The 16686-nt window shown below is 30.4% G+C and carries 13 protein-coding genes and 1 riboswitch; of the genes, 2 read left to right on the top strand and 11 right to left on the bottom strand.

Going from position 1 to position 16686, the window contains the following annotated elements:
* The first annotated feature begins 101 nt into the window (after nt 1–101).
* Complete coding sequence (locus tag KM800_RS14150; RefSeq protein ID WP_217813661.1) at nt 102–1235, top strand: NAD(P)/FAD-dependent oxidoreductase; 1134 nt, start codon at nt 102–104, stop codon at nt 1233–1235.
* Nucleotides 1236–1269: 34 nt separating this feature from the next.
* On the opposite strand, the gene carB is transcribed toward KM800_RS14150, so the two are convergent.
* The 8 genes from carB to KM800_RS14110 form a co-directional block, all read right to left on the bottom strand.
* Nucleotides 1270–4458 (bottom strand): carbamoyl-phosphate synthase (glutamine-hydrolyzing) large subunit, encoded by a 3189-nt coding sequence (gene carB / locus KM800_RS14145; protein WP_217813660.1) that lies wholly within the window; start codon nt 4456–4458, stop codon nt 1270–1272.
* Between the two features lie 18 nt (nt 4459–4476).
* Complete coding sequence (gene carA, locus KM800_RS14140; protein WP_217813659.1) at nt 4477–5547, bottom strand: glutamine-hydrolyzing carbamoyl-phosphate synthase small subunit; 1071 nt, start codon at nt 5545–5547, stop codon at nt 4477–4479.
* A gap of 14 nt (nt 5548–5561) precedes the next feature.
* Nucleotides 5562–6569: an ornithine carbamoyltransferase gene (argF, locus tag KM800_RS14135; RefSeq protein WP_017751055.1), complete on the bottom strand. Its 1008-nt coding sequence runs from the start codon at nt 6567–6569 to the stop codon at nt 5562–5564.
* Nucleotides 6570–6891: 322 nt separating this feature from the next.
* On the bottom strand, nt 6892–7920 hold the full coding sequence (locus KM800_RS14130) for a DUF362 domain-containing protein (RefSeq protein ID WP_017751054.1): 1029 nt from the start codon (nt 7918–7920) through the stop codon (nt 6892–6894).
* A gap of 28 nt (nt 7921–7948) precedes the next feature.
* Nucleotides 7949–8848 (bottom strand): fumarylacetoacetate hydrolase family protein, encoded by a 900-nt coding sequence (locus KM800_RS14125; protein ID WP_217813658.1) that lies wholly within the window; start codon nt 8846–8848, stop codon nt 7949–7951.
* Between the two features lie 25 nt (nt 8849–8873).
* A complete protein-coding gene (locus KM800_RS14120; RefSeq protein WP_217813657.1) occupies nt 8874–9497 on the bottom strand; it encodes a class I SAM-dependent methyltransferase in 624 nt (207 codons plus the stop codon).
* A 23-nt stretch (nt 9498–9520) separates the two neighbouring features.
* On the bottom strand, nt 9521–11674 hold the full coding sequence (gene recQ, locus KM800_RS14115; protein ID WP_217813656.1) for a DNA helicase RecQ: 2154 nt from the start codon (nt 11672–11674) through the stop codon (nt 9521–9523).
* 47 nt (nt 11675–11721) lie between these two features.
* On the bottom strand, nt 11722–12195 hold the full coding sequence (locus KM800_RS14110) for a hypothetical protein (RefSeq protein WP_217813655.1): 474 nt from the start codon (nt 12193–12195) through the stop codon (nt 11722–11724).
* Nucleotides 12196–12260: 65 nt separating this feature from the next.
* Here KM800_RS14110 and KM800_RS14105 point away from each other — a divergent pair, with 65 nt between their 5' ends.
* Nucleotides 12261–12563, top strand: coding sequence for a hypothetical protein (locus KM800_RS14105; RefSeq protein ID WP_217813654.1), 303 nt, complete (start codon nt 12261–12263; stop codon nt 12561–12563).
* 57 nt (nt 12564–12620) lie between these two features.
* On the opposite strand, the gene KM800_RS14100 is transcribed toward KM800_RS14105, so the two are convergent.
* From KM800_RS14100 to KM800_RS14090, 3 genes are all read right to left on the bottom strand, one after another.
* Complete coding sequence (locus KM800_RS14100) at nt 12621–12851, bottom strand: glutaredoxin family protein (RefSeq protein ID WP_039657252.1); 231 nt, start codon at nt 12849–12851, stop codon at nt 12621–12623.
* 159 nt (nt 12852–13010) lie between these two features.
* A complete protein-coding gene (locus tag KM800_RS14095) occupies nt 13011–14315 on the bottom strand; it encodes a nitrate/sulfonate/bicarbonate ABC transporter ATP-binding protein (protein ID WP_254906570.1) in 1305 nt (434 codons plus the stop codon).
* 12 nt (nt 14316–14327) lie between these two features.
* Complete coding sequence (locus KM800_RS14090; protein WP_217813652.1) at nt 14328–16046, bottom strand: ABC transporter permease; 1719 nt, start codon at nt 16044–16046, stop codon at nt 14328–14330.
* Nucleotides 16047–16158: 112 nt separating this feature from the next.
* A riboswitch (M-box (ykoK) riboswitch) is annotated at nt 16159–16325 on the bottom strand.
* Nucleotides 16326–16686: the final 361 nt, after the last annotated feature.

Genomic DNA, 16686 nt, shown 5'->3' with positions numbered 1-16686 from the left:
GACATTTTCAAAATTAGTTGACAGGAATAATTCAAAAGGCTTTACCAAAAACATTTTTTATGATAAAACTAGATTATATTTGAAACACTGGAGGTAATTTTATGAAAAATTTTGATGTAGTAATTATTGGCGGAGGACCTTCCGGTTCATCTTTAGGATATATGTTAATTACTTCTGGAGTATCGGTTTGCATTATAGAAAAAGAAACTTTCCCACGTTTTAAATTATGTGGTGGATTGTTAACAGAAAAAACTGTTGAACTTATTGAAGACATTTATAATGAACCATTTCAAAATTTCAAGCAAAAAATATCTGATGTGGCAGTCTACATGGATTCATCAAAAATCATAGACACTGACACAAAGTCAACTTTTGCTTTAGTGGAAAGAATGGACTTTGACAAATACTTGATAGATAAATATAAAAAATCAGGTGGCACTCTGATGGAAAAATCTTATATTCATAAAATTGATATAAATAAACAGATTATTGAAACCAACAATGGTGAAAAAATAAATTTCAAAATGTTGGTTGGTGCTGATGGAGCAAACAGTTGGACAAGAAAATTAATCAACAGCAAATACAGACCCAATGGATTTTGTATTGAGTCTACTTTCCAAAATACCAGATTAAAAAATAAAATAAATTTATTTTTTAATTTAAATAATTCAGGGTATACCTGGATTTTTCCAAAGGGAAATTCTTGTACTGTAGGAGTTGGAGAACCTCTAGATAGAAATCAAAATATTGTAGAGCGATTTGATGAATTTATTTCTGATAATGTTCCTTATAGTCTTTCAAGTAAAAGAGGAGCTTTTATTTCATACGGAAAATATGTAAAAACTCCTGCTAAAAATAACATATTACTTTTAGGTGATGCTGCAGGACTTGTAGATCCAATAACTGGCGAGGGAATTTATTTTGCACTTAAATCTGCTCAACTGGCAAAAGACTCCATTATGTGTACAAAGCATAACAACTATATGGACACTGATATTATATACAATCAAAAAATAAAGATAATACATAAAAAAATTGAAGATGGAAATTTTCTAAATAAGATAGTCTTCAATAGAAAATTATCAAAGAGGGCCATTTTTAAATTGCTGAGAGGTAAATCTGATTTATTCTCTTACATATGTAAAAATATAATTTCAAATTATAATACAAGCTATAGATATTTTGCAATTAAATATCTGCTGGGCAAAAACAAAAATGACACTCACATTAAATAAACACAGTGAGTGTCATTATATTTAATCTAAAAGCTTATTTAATATACTCTTCCATTGATCTATAATCTATATTTTCATTGTTTTGTACTATTTTAACAGATGATGTATAAATATCCGCAGTATTCAAACATGTAAATATAATTACATCATGTGCAAGAGCAGTGTGTCTTAATTCAAATCCAGGTGTACCACTCTCATATCCTACGGTAGCAGTATTTATTACTATGTCAAGTTTCTTTTGTTTAAGTGCATGTATTGCATCACTTATGCTCAATGCTGTACATTTTATTCCATTGTTGCTCAAAAATTTATAGGTACCTTCAGAGGCAAAAATGCTAAATCCTAAATTTTGATATTTTGTTGCAACATAAACTGCCTCTTTTTTATCTACATCATTTACTGAAATATATACACTTCCACTTTTATATATTTCAATTCCCGATGCCCTGAATGCTTTATATACAGCCTTGTCTTTATCAAAATCCACTCCAAGAACTTCTCCTGTGGATTTCATTTCAGGTCCTAATGCAATATCAACTCCCGGCAATTTTTTATTCGAAAATACCGGCATTTTAACTGCAATCATTTTATTGTATTTATACATATCCTGCTTGTATCCAAAATCCTTTATATTGCCTCCAAGCATAATATCTACTGCAATCTTTATCATAGGTATATCTGTAACCTTGCTTAAAATAGGAACTGTCCTAGAAGCTCTGGGATTTACTTCAATTACATATACTTTTTCACCGTCAAAAGCATATTGAACATTTAAAAGACCCTTTACATTCAATGCTTTTGCAATTTTAGAAGTATATTCTTCTATTTTTCCAAGTACATTTTCACGAAGATCAAATGTAGGATAAATAGCTATACTATCCCCAGAGTGAACTCCAGCTTTTTCCACATGTTCCATTATACCAGGAATTATAAGATCTTTTCCGTCTGATATTGCATCAACTTCAATTTCTTTTCCTGTTATATATTTATCTACAAGTACAGGGTAATCTTTAGATAAATTTACCGCCTCTTTAAGATATTTAGAAAGTTCACGGTCATTGTACACAACTTTCATGGCTCTTCCACCTATTACATAAGAAGGTCTTACAATAACAGGATATCCAATCTTCCCCACAAGTTCGTCTGCTTCTTCAAGACTTGTTACAGAACCTCCTATAGGTGAATTTATATTTAATTTTTCAAGAAGTACTCTAAACTTTTCCCTATCTTCTGCCAAATCTATTGATTGGAAAGAGGTACCTAAAAGATTTATACCTCTATCATCTAGTTTTTTTGCCAGATTAAGAGCTGTCTGTCCTCCAAACTGAACTATAACTCCATCAACTTCCTCTTCATTTATTACATTCATTACATCGTCTATATAAAGTGGATCAAAATACAATTTGTCAGAAGTATCAAAATCCGTACTTACAGTTTCAGGATTGTTGTTTATTATAATAGCTTCTTTTCCTGCATCTTTTATGGCCCACACACCATTTACACAACAATAATCAAATTCTATTCCCTGTCCAATTCTAATAGGGCCAGAACCTATTACCAGTATTTTTTCATTATTGGAAACTACATTATCACTTTCAAGATCATAACATGAATAATAGTATGATGTCTTCGCCTCAAACTCACCACTGCATGTATCTACCATTTTATATACAGATTTTATTCCATTTATTTCACGCATTTTTTTCAAATCTTCCAGTTTCATACCAATCAACTTACATATGTATTCATCTGTAAATCCCATAATTTCAGCTTGATGTATAGTATCTACATTTGGAACATTTTCTATAAGCTTATTTTCCATATCAACTATATTATTTATACCAAATAGAAACCATCTATCTATCTTGGTGATTCCATGAATTTCATCTATACTCATACCTTTTCTAAAAGCCTCAGCAATGGCAAATAGTCTCTCATCATCCTGCAGCTTTATTTTATCTAATATTTCATTTATACTCATATCATTGAATTTATCCAATTTAAGACCTATTATTTTGCCTTCCAGGCTTATAACTGCTTTTAAAAGAGCACTTTCAAAGTTTCTATCTATTGACATAACCTCTCCAGTAGCCTTCATCTGAGTCTTTAACTTTCTATCCGCCTTTTTAAATTTATCAAAAGGCCATTTTGGTATTTTAACTACGCAATAATCAAGAGCCGGTTCAAATAATGCACTTGAATTTCCAGTTACATAGTTTTTAAGTTCATCCAATGAATAGCCAATTGCTATTTTGGCAGCAATTTTAGCTATAGGATATCCTGCAGCCTTGGATGCAAGTGCACTTGATCTACTAACTCTTGGATTTACTTCTATGACCCTGTAAGTATTGCTGTCAGGATCCAATGCAAATTGTATATTACATCCGCCTTCTATTTTGAGGTCACTTATAATCTTTATGGCTGACCTTCTAAGCATCTGATATTCCCTGTCTGTAAGTGTTTGAGATGGTGCCACCACTATGCTATCACCTGTATGTATTCCAACAGGATCAATATTTTCCATATTACAAACTATCATGCAGTTGTCTTTTTTATCTCTCATTATTTCATATTCAAGTTCTTTCCATCCGGAAAGACTTTCTTCAAGTAAAATCTGTGTTATAGGACTGGCATCAAGTCCGTTTTCACATATTTCCATATATTCTTGATAGTTGTGTGCAATGCCTCCGCCAGTTCCACCCAAAGTATAAGCCGGTCTTATTATTATGGGAAGTTTTACTTTGTTTAGAAATTCTTTGCATTGTTCTGAATTCGTGGCAATTGTTCCTACAGCTATAGGCTCATCTATAGTTTCCATTAAATTCTTAAAGCTCTCTCGATCTTCAGCATTTTTTATTGATTCAACTTTTATTCCCAATAATTCTACATTGTATTTATCAAGCACACCATGCTTGTCTAAATCCATCGCCAAATTCAATGCTGTCTGTCCTCCGAACCCTGCTAAAATGCCGTCTGGTCTTTCCCTTTCAATTATCTTTTCTACAGCTTCAACTGTTAATGGTTCTATATACGTTTTATCTGCAATATTTTTATCAGTCATTATAGTTGCCGGATTACTATTTATAAGTATAGTTTCTATTCCTTCACTTCTAATAGCCTCACAAGCCTGTGTCCCTGAATAATCAAATTCCGCAGCTTGACCTATTATTATAGGCCCTGATCCTATAATCAAAACCTTTTTCAAGCTCTTTCTTAATGGCATTTTATCACTTCTCCTTGTTTACTTTACTAAAGTCATAGATTTTAAAAATTTATCAAATAGATAAGATGATTCAGTTGGTCCCGGTGAACCTTCAGGATGGAATTGGACTGAAAATATGGGCAAAGTTTTATGTCTCATTCCTTCTACAGTATTGTCATTTAAATTTACATGGGTCACCACAATTTTATTCTTGTCCAAACTATTTTCTCTAACTGCATAGCCATGATTTTGAGAGGTTATAAAACCTTTTTGAATATCTTTATCATAAACCCCATGATTTCCACCTCTATGTCCGAATTTCATTTTGTATGTATCTCCACCTAGTGCAAGACACATTAATTGATGTCCAAGACATATTCCAAAAGTCGGAACTCCGCTTTCTATTATCTTCTTAATAGTTGGAATAATATTTTCTAATTCTTTAGGATCTCCAGGTCCATTTGCAATTAATATTCCCTCAGGACTTATACTCATTATCTTGTCATAAGAAGTATTATAAGGAAAAACAACTATATCGCATTTTCTATCAATTAAATTATTTATTATGTTTTTCTTTGCTCCAAAATCAAGAACTGCAACTCTTGGACCATTTCCTGCAATATGCTTTATTGTTTTTATACTTACCTCGTCAACAAGATTCTTGTATTCGTAAGATTTAAGTATATTTTTTATTTCATAAATAGATTCATTTTCACTGCATATTACACATTTCATAGTTCCATGAGATCTTATTTTTTTAGTTATACTTCTAGTATCAACCCCACTTATACCAACCACTTCATTTTTCAAAAGAAATTTTTCAAAACTATCTTGACTTAAATAATGGGATGTATTGTTATATCGATTCTTGACTATTATTCCCTTTGCCTGAACTTTTTCTGATTGGCTTACAGAATAGTCAATTCCATAATTTCCTATATGGGGATAACACATATTTATAATTTGACCTGCATAAGATGGATCAGTAAGTATTTCCTGATAACCTGTCATTGAAGTATTAAAAACAAGCTCGCCAACAGCAATACCCTGTTTTCCTATAGAACTGCCCATAAATACGGTTCCATCTTCCAAATACAAAATAGAATTCATAATATACCTTCTTTCTAAATATCCTGATTACCTAAAGTTGCTACCATAACTGCCTTTATAGTATGAAGTCTGTTTTCTGCTTCATCAAATACTATAGAATTTTCACTTTCAAATACCTCATCTGTCACCTCAAGGGCTTCAAGTCCAAGTTTATCATGTATTTTTCTAGCTATACTAGTATCTAAATTGTGGAAGGAAGGTAGACAGTGCATAAACTTAACTTCATTGTTATTACAAAGATCTATTAATTGTTTATTTACCTGATATGGAATAAGTATATCTATTCTATCCTTCCATAGTTCTTCTTTTTCTCCCATCGAAAGCCACACATCAGTGTATACAATATCTGCTCCATTAACATTTTCACTTATATTATCACTAACAGTTATGCTTCCGCCAGATATTTCAGTATACTTTTTACACTGTTCAACTAAATTATTGTCAGGGAAAAGTGATTTAGGAGTAATTATCTTAAAATTCATACCTACTTTTGATGCACCTATCATAAGTGCATTTGCCACATTATTTCTTCCATCACCTATATATACGAAATTCATTTCATTAAATGGTTTGTTTACATATTCTTTGGCAGTGAGAAAATCAGCCAGAACCTGTGTTGGGTGATCCTCATCTGTGAGTCCGTTCCAAACAGGCAGTTTAGAATATTCAGCTAATATTTCAACATTTCTCTGTGAAAATCCCCTATACTCTATACCATCGAACATTCTTCCCAATACTCTAGCTGAATCCTTTAATGATTCCCCACTTCCTATATGACTTTCTGAAGAATTTATGTAAGTTACATTTGCTCCCATGTCATGAGCACTTACTTCAAAAGAGCATCTTGTTCTCAGTGATTCTTTTTCAAATATTAGTGCAATGTTTTTATTTTCAAGTCTTTTTTTCTGATTGCCATTTCGTTTCTCTATTTTTAATCTCTTAGATAAGTCTAAAAGATATTCTATCTCTTCCATTGTAAAATCTTTTAAAGTTAAAAAACTTTTTCCTTTTAAGTCTATCATAATATTTTCCTCCAACATCATACTTCATATTTTATTTTCTCAGCATCATCGTATTATAATTATACATTTATATTAATAAAAATTCAATATGTTTTTATAATTTTTTATATGCTCCTAGTATTGATTATACTATAATTTATAGGAGTATATAGCTCTGTTTTATAGTATTTTACAAATAATATTTACGTATATTAATTAGTATATTTTATAAAATATATACAATAAAAAAGAGATAGGATTTTATTGACTCCTTGTCTCTCAAGCAATATTATACATTATGTATTATGAAACAATGACTGTATATTTATTCGTACTATTTTTACTACAAATTAACCAAATCATAATTTTTACTTCCAAGTCCTATCTTTTCGCCGTATGTAAGAGTTCTTATTCCTCTCCAAAAAAGTAATTTTACGTCCGGTCTCAATTTATCTAAACAAGCTTTGTCAATAGCTATGGGGTCTGTAGATGCAAATATGCCTATGTCTCCGTTTATGGGAATCATAGGATGTCCTTCACAATCGCATCCAGCTGTAATATCAAGTGCAAAAGACACATAAATATTATTTTTATCTTTTGCAGCAGCCAATGCATATTCAGCCAATCTTTCATTAAATGACATGGAAAAAGTTTGAAACCAATTGCTGGTAATTGCATTATGTGGACAAACTGCCTGGCAGGAAGAACATCCTATACATATGTCTTTATCAATTTTAGCCCATTTTTTTATTGTTATGGCATCTACTGGACAATGGGTCCTGCAAACACCGCAAGTTCTACACATAAATGGTATAATTATAGGTTTTGAATTAGCATGCTGATCCAATTTACCTCCCCTTGCGGCACACCCCATGGCCAACTGTTTTACGGCTCCACCAAATCCTGCAAGAATATGTCCTTTAAAGTGACTTAAAACTATAAGCTGATTTACGTCTGCAATTTTTTTTGCTATCTTGCATTTTTTAAAATGTTTTTTATTTATAATTACATTTTTAAAATCTTCTCCATTTTCTCCATCTGCTATTACAATTGGTATTCGTGTAAAACCATGCTCTTTTCCAGTCTTAACATGAGCTTCTCTTGTCATTCTCTGACCTCTATAAAGTACATTTGTCTCTATGAAAGAACTATTTATTTTTTTCTCTTCCATGTAATCTATTATACTATTAAAATTTTCAGGTTTAATATAGGTTCTATTGCCCTTTTCTCCCATATGAACTTTAAGTGGTATAAATTTTTCCAAAGATATATTTTCTTCTTCTATCAATTTAGTCAACACTTCTCGTGAGGCTCCATTAACTACTTCAACTCCTGAATGGGATTTTACTGGTTTAAAATAAACTCTTGGCAATCAATTCACCTTCTACTCTAATAATGTTTTAAAACTCTACAACTATATTTTTAAGAGTTCCTATATCTTCAATAGAACATTCCACAATATCTCCATCTTTAAGAACTTTTATAGGATCAAATCCCATACCTACTCCACTTGGTGTACCTGTAGATATTATGTCTCCTGCTTTTAAAGTAAGTCCATTTGATAGATTGCTTATTATATATGGTATATCAAAAATAAGATTCTTAGTATTGGAATTTTGTCTCAATTCACCATTTACTGTGCATTTTATATCAAGCTCTACAGGAAAAGGAGCCTTGCTCTTATGAAGTATAGCAGGTCCCATAGGACAGAAACTATCAAGGCTTTTTCCTTTAAACCATTGACTGTGTCTGCCTTGTAAATCTCTAGCAGACACATCATTTATTATTGTATACCCAAATATATAATCTTCTACATCTTCTTTTCTTATATTCTTTCCATCCTTTCCTATTATTACTGCAAGTTCTGCTTCATAATCAACCTGTTTAGTAACTTTTGTAGAAAATTTTATACTATCATTCTGTCCTATAGCCGGACTTGCCGCTTTTGTAAAATATATTGGATTCTCAGGTATGTCATTTCCAGTTATTCTAGTTATCTTTACTTCTTTTACATGATCTACATAATTCTTTCCGAGACAAAAAACATTTCTTCTTGGATATGGAATTGGTGCAATTAATTTTATTTCATCCAATAATATAGTAGGTACTTTTTCATTTTTTAACAGCTCTCCTATTTTATGAATCATATCATTAGATGAACTTTCTATAAGTTCTACCATTGTTTTAGGTGGATTTCCTTCTCCAATACTTTTAAATATATATTGAAGATTTACTACATCATTCTCTTTTAGTATACCTATATTTTCCAAACCATCTTTTAAATAAGTAACAAATTTCACAATTACACCTCCTATTTAATAGAATCTAAGCTTTGCCTATACAGTACATCCAATTTTTATCTTCCTCTACTCCAAGATCTATATGGGAATAACCTGCATCCAAGAAAATTTGTTTTAATTCATCTGGTGTATATACATTCATTTTATCTTCGTATTGACTATATTCTTCTCTATGTTTTTCATCCATGTACATTTCATTTATCACTATGAATTTTCCAGTAGGTTTTAAAATTCTTTTTATCTCTTTGAAACTTTCTACTATATTTGGCCAAAAGTATATGGTTTCAACAGCTGTAGCCATATCAAATTCACTATCTTTAAAAGGCAGTTTTTCTACACTGGCATTATAAATTTCTACTCTTCCCTCCTCAATCAATTGTTTATTAAATTCTTTTGACCACTTAACACAGTCCTTAGAATAATCAATGCCTATTACTTTTCCTGTTTTGGACATAGATGCCAATCTATTTACAGTCCTTCCACCACCGCATCCTGTATCTATAATTTTAAGATTTTCATCAATATTAATTTTATCCAATCCCCATCCCGTTAGTGCAAAATGTCTTTCATTCATATCATCTGCCACCATCTTTCCAGTCTCACCTGATGGTTTTCTGCATTGATTCAATCTTCTAGCAATTTCACTCATATTAAATAACCTCCTTTTTAAATTTAAAGTGCATAATTCTTAATAATTACAGCCTTTATTTTATCATAACCTATATCTTCCGGGAGTAATTCCTTAATTGGATGAAGTCTTTCACATCCAACTTTTTTTATTATTGATATTATCTGATTTTCTTCTTTCTCAGTAAATACATCATTAAAGTTTATATTAAAGTTTTCTTTATTATCTTCCTCCAAATATTTGGTAAGATGATTCAATATAGTTGATATTGTAAGTTGCCTCTTTTTAGCAATTTCTCCTATTCCCATATTCTCTTTAACCATATTCATGGTTATTTCATAAGTTTTTAATTTTCTATTTATATTATTTTCATGTGAACTGTTATCCCTATTCTCTTTTTTAAAATTCCATTTTACATCTATATTGTTTTCTTTAACATAATTTCTGATTTCATCCAAAAATCCAGAACCATATTTTTTTAATTTAAGTTCTCCTACTCCTGATATGTCCAGCATCTGTTCTTCTGTACATGGATACCTGCTGCTAAGTTCTTTTAGAGTACTATCTGAAAAAATCAGATATGGTGGTACACTTTCTTCTCTTGCCATATTCATTCTAAGCACTCTAAGAGCTTCAAACAACTTATTGTTCACACTTATCTTTTTAGCTTTAAATCTCTCTTTTAGTATAACTTTATCTATTCCCTTCAATATCTTTACTGATTCTTCATTTAAAATTACTGTAGGATATTCCCCTTCTTTTAATGATATATATCCATGTGCTATAAGAGTATTTATAAAATTAGAGAGATTTTGCTTAGAATACTCTTTCATTATTCCATATGTGGAAAGTAGATTAAACCTGTTATACATAACTTTTTTTTGCATGGAACCTCTCAAAACATCTATTATCATGTTAACTCCAAAATCTTTCTTCATTCTATATACACAGGACAACACTTTCTGTGCATCTATTGTCTTATCAACATATTCACCTTCAGTTATGCAATTACTGCAATTTCCACATTCCTCATATTCTACTTCTTCTCCAAAATAATTTAAAATATATTTTCTAAGACAGCCATTGTAGTGTACAAAATCAACCATTTGCTGTAATTTTTTATATTCATTTAATTTTCTATTTTCCGATTGTATACTGTTTTCAATTAAATACTTCTGTGTGATTATATCCTGTGGTGAGAACATCAATATACATTCACTTGATTCTCCATCACGTCCCGCTCTACCTATTTCCTGATAATAACTCTCTATATTTCGCGGCATATTATAGTGAATTACATACCTTACATTGGATTTATCTATACCCATGCCAAAGGCATTTGTAGCTACTATGACATTTACCCTGTCATATACAAAATCTTCCTGATTCTTTTTTCGTTCATTATCAGACAACCCGGCATGATATCTAGTAACAGAAATATTATTTCTATAAAGCTTATCATATATATTGTCTACTTCTCTTCTAGTTGATGCATATATTATACCTGCCTGCTGGATATTTTCATTTATGTAATTAAGTAAATAAGTAAACCTATCACCTATTTTAAGACAGCTTATCTTTAAATTTTCCCTGTCAAATCCTGATATGAATACTTTTGGAGATTTTAATTTTAGCTGATCTATTATATCTTTTCTTACTTCTTCTGTTGCAGTCGCTGTAAAGGCTGTAACTACAGGTCTTGTATCAAGAGTATTTATAAATTTACATATATATCTATAACTGCTTCTAAAATCATGTCCCCACTGAGATACACAATGAGCTTCATCAATAGCTACCTGGGATATGGATATATTTTTTATAATATTGCAAAATTCTATGGATTCCAATCTTTCAGGAGCAATATAAAGTATTTTTATTGAAGCCTCCCTCAGTCTTGATATTATTGACAGCATTTCATGCTGATTTAAAGAACTGTTTATATAGTCCGCACCTATTCCCAAACTCTTTATGCCGTCCACTTGATCCTTCATTAAAGAAATCAGAGGTGAAATTACAAGTGTAATACCATCAAATATTAGAGCAGGAACCTGGTAGCATACAGATTTTCCTCCTCCTGTAGGCATTATTGCCAAAGTATCGTTTTTGTTTAATATATTGTTTATTATATCTTCCTGTGAACTTCTAAAACTCATGTATCCATAATATTTTTGCAAAATTTTCAATGCACTATCAGACACTAAATCATACACCTCCTGAACTAATTTTATATTTATTATAACACTCATTAATTATGTATTGAATCAAGTATTCTAAGCTGTAATGTTATCAAATAAGCATCTTTCCTTATAACCACTATACTATATTTATGATTTTTTATAATGTATTTTACAGCACTAAAATATTTATTATCAATTTCATATATTATTTCATTATTTTTATCTACAAACTGATATATATTTTTTGAAATTTTTATATATAAGTTATCCCATTCATTAATATTTGTATTTACAACTGAAATTTGAAATATTATACCTCGCGATTTTAATATATTTAAAAGATAATTATACTTTTTATCAATTTCAAAGTTATGCTGTTCAAGTTTTTGTTTTATTGCAAATATACTACAGTATCTTTCTTCCCCCTCTTTTATTTGAGATTGTAGATTGTTTATCTTTTTATCTAAATATTTTATCCTATTTTTTATCTTTCTGTCATAATTTTTTATCATTTTTAAAAATATATTTTGAGTTTCATCCATATCTAAAATTCCCCTTAAAGTTGAAATACTGTAACAATTCATATAAAATATATACAGGTGATATTATGAGTAAATTTTATACATTAATGATAAAAAGTATATACAATATAAAAAGCTCCCTGTTTTCAAGTATAAATTATTTAGGAAAATTCTTCAATGATAAAAAGACTATTGATTCTATGTACAAAGACATACTGGAAAATAAAACTTCTAAAATAAATACCTTGAACAAAAGACTAAAATCCATAGATCAAAAAACAAGGAAACTGGATATTGAAATTCATGATATAAAACATTCCATAGGAACAAAAGAAAATCTTATAAAAAGTATTCAGCACTTTACATCCCAAAGAACAAATCAGATATAATAAATGCGACCAGCTTAGTAGTGGTCGCATTTATTATATCTGATTCTAAAATACAAACTATATTCCTAAAATATCTGATACTTTATTCTGGTCAAATCCTAAAATATACTCACCGTCTATTACTATAACCGGAACACCTCTATAACCTTTTTTCATCAAATCTTTTCTTGCTTCTGCATCTGTAGTTATATTATGCTCTACAAAATCCACATTGTTTTCCTTAAAAAATTCCTTGGCTGCGTGACAGTATTGACAAGTGCTACTTGTAAATATATCAACTTTACTCATGATATCATCTCCTACTAAAACTTTATATAATCATGCAATATTTTTATTTAATTCATAATAGCACATGAAATTATAAAAATCAATATTATACAATAACATTTATCATATAATCAAATATTCTCTTTTTATATTATACTAGTATATCAAAAAAAGTTTCATCTATACTATTTGCTCTTCTTCAAGATAAAATTCCTCGGAATCTCCATCATAATTGAAAATTTCTGCATATCTTCCCCAATCTATTATAGTATCCATAATGTCTTCAATTTCACCCTGTGGAAAATATTTTTTAAATAATTCCTTGAAAAATTCTTCTTTCATAGTGTGATTCTTCTTATTGTTCAATACATTTGTAATTAGACGAAATGTAGATATCTTTTCTATTTGATCTTTAAATAAAATTTTCTTATCTTCCTTATCCATATCTACAAACTTTTTTCCCAGATTAGTTATAAATATGTCTCCTTCTTTTACCTCTGACAATTCAAGTATAGACAGCCCTTCTATATTAGGAAATATATCATCAGTTTCCATCATTAAATCCCTTCCAAGCTGGTATATGTCCATTTTACCCCCATTGTCATCTATAAGTTCTAAAAGTCCTACCATAACTCCAATTTGTGCAATTGGTATTTGTACAAATTTTATATTTTTACTTTTGTTCAGATCCATATTTTCAATTTCTTCATCTAATTTTTTAGTTTTACCATTGGTAAGTAATTTATAGACTTCATCTACTATTTTTTCAAATTCAAGTGATTTTCTATTTCTAGGATGTGGTAAATTTATATCAACTTCTTCTACTATAGTAGCTGGATTTTTGCTAAGCATTATTATCCTATCCGCCATAAGCACAGCCTCTTCTATACCATGTGTTATCATAACTATACTTTTTATAGGCATTCTCTTTTCCTGCCAAAGCTCTACAATTTCAGTTCTTAAATTTTCAGCCGTCAGAAAATCCAGTGCGGAAAATGGTTCATCAAGACATAATAATTTTGGCTCTACAGAAAGAGCCCTGGCAAGACCAACTCTTTGTTTCATTCCACCTGAGAGTTCCTTTGGATAAGCTTCTTCAAATCCATCAAGTCCTATTAAATCTATCAATTCCTCAGCTTTTCTATTTCTATACTGTTTTGGGAATCCATTTGCCTCCAGTCCTATTTCAACATTCTGCTGGACTGTAAGCCATGGATATAGTGCAAATGTTTGAAATACAATGGCCGTATCAGGATTAACACCGTTAACCTCTTTTTTGTAAAACGTAACATGTCCTTCATCTGGTTTCATAAGTCCTGTCATTATTCTCAATAGAGTAGATTTTCCAGATCCCGATGGTCCTAATATAGCTAAAAATTCCCCTTCATTTATAGTCAAGTTTATATCTTTTAATATAGGCTTTTCAAAATTTCCAAAGCATTTGGCTACACTTGAAATTTTTATAAACTCTTTTTTATTGTTCATCATATATACCTCCTACAATTCTATTTTGAATTTATCATCCGATAGAGCATATAATCTCTTCCATACAATATTGTTGATACCAACTACAAAAATACACATAACAATAGTGCCAAGAAGAAGCATTGGATAATTTCCTCTTTCTGTAGCTGTCGATATTAATGATCCCAATCCTTTTGTTGTAAGAATCTTTCCACCGAAATTCACATATTCAGATACAATACTTGCATTCCAGCATCCACCTGCAGCTGTAACCATGCCAGTTACAAGATATGGGAAAATAGAAGGTATTATTAGCGTTTTCCATTTTTTCCATCCTTTAATACCATATATAGTAGAAGCCTCTTTCAAATCCTCAGGTATTGACGATGCTCCTGCAATTACATTAAATAATATATACCATTGTGTACCCATAAGCATTAAAACTATTGAAGCTATACTAAGTCCACCCAATTTATTTACAAAGAATATCAATATAACAGGAAAAAGTGCAGTTGCAGGAATAGAAGCCACAACCTGTATAATAGGTTGAAGTATACTGGCAGCTTTCTTGTTCATGCCTATGACTACTCCCAATGGTACTGTCCATATAAGAGCTATAACCTGAGCTGAAATTACTCTTAAAAATGTATATACTGCTGCTGGAACAACTTCAAGTAATTCATTCATTGAAAGATTTTTTAAAAGTAATACTGCATTTGCTATACAATAAACTATTATTGCAAAAATTATTATTCTAAATATCCACTTTCCTATTCCATTTCCTATTTTGTTCCTACTTCTTGGTTTTCTATAATGTTTGATAAAAAACTTGTCTATTTCAGAGTTAACTTTTTCAAATACTACTTTTAATATTTTATCTATAAAAAATTCTACTATAACAGATCTTCTGAAAAAAGTAAGTACAAATGAGTGCTGCTCTTCTCCTGATTGTGTAAGTTCCATCTTAAATTTATCTGACCATACAGTTATAGGTCTCCATATCAATACATACATAAGCACAATAACAAATACGAGTGCGGCTATACCCCACATAAGTGCCCTATAATTTTGCTCATTGGCTGCGGTCTGTAGAAATGATCCTATCCCTGGCAATCTAAAATCTTTTCCTCTCAGTGTAAACATCTCACATACCATAAGGAAAAACCATCCTCCAGCCCATGACATAATACTGTTGAATACCAAACCTATAACAGAAACTGGCATCTGTATCTTTTTGAAATTCTGCCACTTGTTTAGTCCGAAGATTTTAGCAGCATAGTTAAAATCTTTTGGGATTGATTTTATTGAATGATAAAAACTAAAAGTCATATTCCATGCTTGTCCTGTAAATATAAGTACTACACAAGATAGTTCAAGCCCAAAATTACTATGTGGAAATAATTTTATCAATCCTAAAACTACAGCAGGCAAAAATGACAATACAGGTAGAGACTGAAGTATGTCTAAAAGTGGTATCATTACTTTCTCTGCATTTTTATTATGAGCTGCTGTATAACCATATATAATGGTAAATATAAAAGACAAAATATATGCTGCAGTCATCCTCCCTACTGATTTCAAAACATATCCCGGTAGATCACTTATATCTGTTGAAATTGCAAGTGCATCTCCACTTCCCTCAGATAAGTTTCCTGCTGAAATAATCAAATAGAGTATTGAAGCTATTGCTAACAGTATGATTATATCCACAACTCCAAATTTTCTACTGACTATAGTCTTTTTAATATGCATCATTAAACCTCCTATTTAGCCTATAGAATATCATGCATCTTTTAAAATATTTTCTTAAAATAAAAAAAGCCCTATAAAAAGGCTCCAAAAAACGCAAAGATATTAAGACTAGATACAAAATTCTTCGTGGAGTTTTGGCACTATATGGCGTTGAGTTATAACTCAGCTACATTAAGTAGAACCTTAATTCGGCAATACCTGTTAACCCATTGGCATCTCTCGATATTTTTGGGTAGCAGCATATATCTCATATAGGAGCCTCACCTAACAAATAAAATATTCAATTAATAATTATTACGTTTGTAATTATATTCTTATACTTCTTTTTTGTCAACAAATATTAATTATAGTCAGGAGTTTTATATGATTGAATTGTGATAATGTCTTAGTATACCGCATTTGATTATGTCCCAAATAAACAAGTTTATATTATAATAAAACCTCATGACTAAGAAATGAGGTGGACAAAATCAGAAAGGTGATTTTAACAATGAATGAGAATGCAAAGTATAACATAATCAAAAAATTAGTAGAGAGTAATGGTAACAAGAAAAGAGCTGCCATACAGATTAATTGTACTGTTAGACACATTAACAGAATGATTAAAGGGTATAAGGGACTTTTTTATACATGGAAATCG

Source organism: Clostridium tyrobutyricum, assembly GCF_019144085.1.
Taxonomy (GTDB): domain Bacteria; phylum Bacillota; class Clostridia; order Clostridiales; family Clostridiaceae; genus Clostridium_B; species Clostridium_B tyrobutyricum_A.
Note: the sequence above shows the minus strand (reverse complement) of the source record. Positions and strands in the feature narration are given on the sequence as shown.

What these genes read in the sequence shown, in the direction of transcription:
- KM800_RS14120 (WP_217813657.1), bottom strand. Translation starts at nt 9,497, where the DNA reads ATGAGTGAAATTGCTAGAAGATTGAATCAATGCAGAAAACCATCAGGT.
- carA (WP_217813659.1), bottom strand. Translation starts at nt 5,547, where the DNA reads ATGAATTCTATTTTGTATTTGGAAGATGGAACCGTATTTATGGGCAGT.
- KM800_RS14150 (WP_217813661.1), top strand. Translation starts at nt 102, where the DNA reads ATGAAAAATTTTGATGTAGTAATTATTGGCGGAGGACCTTCCGGTTCA.
- argF (WP_017751055.1), bottom strand. Translation starts at nt 6,569, where the DNA reads ATGATAGACTTAAAAGGAAAAAGTTTTTTAACTTTAAAAGATTTTACA.
- KM800_RS14100 (WP_039657252.1), bottom strand. Translation starts at nt 12,851, where the DNA reads ATGAGTAAAGTTGATATATTTACAAGTAGCACTTGTCAATACTGTCAC.
- KM800_RS14090 (WP_217813652.1), bottom strand. Translation starts at nt 16,046, where the DNA reads ATGCATATTAAAAAGACTATAGTCAGTAGAAAATTTGGAGTTGTGGAT.
- KM800_RS14110 (WP_217813655.1), bottom strand. Translation starts at nt 12,195, where the DNA reads ATGGATGAAACTCAAAATATATTTTTAAAAATGATAAAAAATTATGAC.
- carB (WP_217813660.1), bottom strand. Translation starts at nt 4,458, where the DNA reads ATGCCATTAAGAAAGAGCTTGAAAAAGGTTTTGATTATAGGATCAGGG.
- KM800_RS14105 (WP_217813654.1), top strand. Translation starts at nt 12,261, where the DNA reads ATGAGTAAATTTTATACATTAATGATAAAAAGTATATACAATATAAAA.
- KM800_RS14095 (WP_254906570.1), bottom strand. Translation starts at nt 14,315, where the DNA reads ATGAACAATAAAAAAGAGTTTATAAAAATTTCAAGTGTAGCCAAATGC.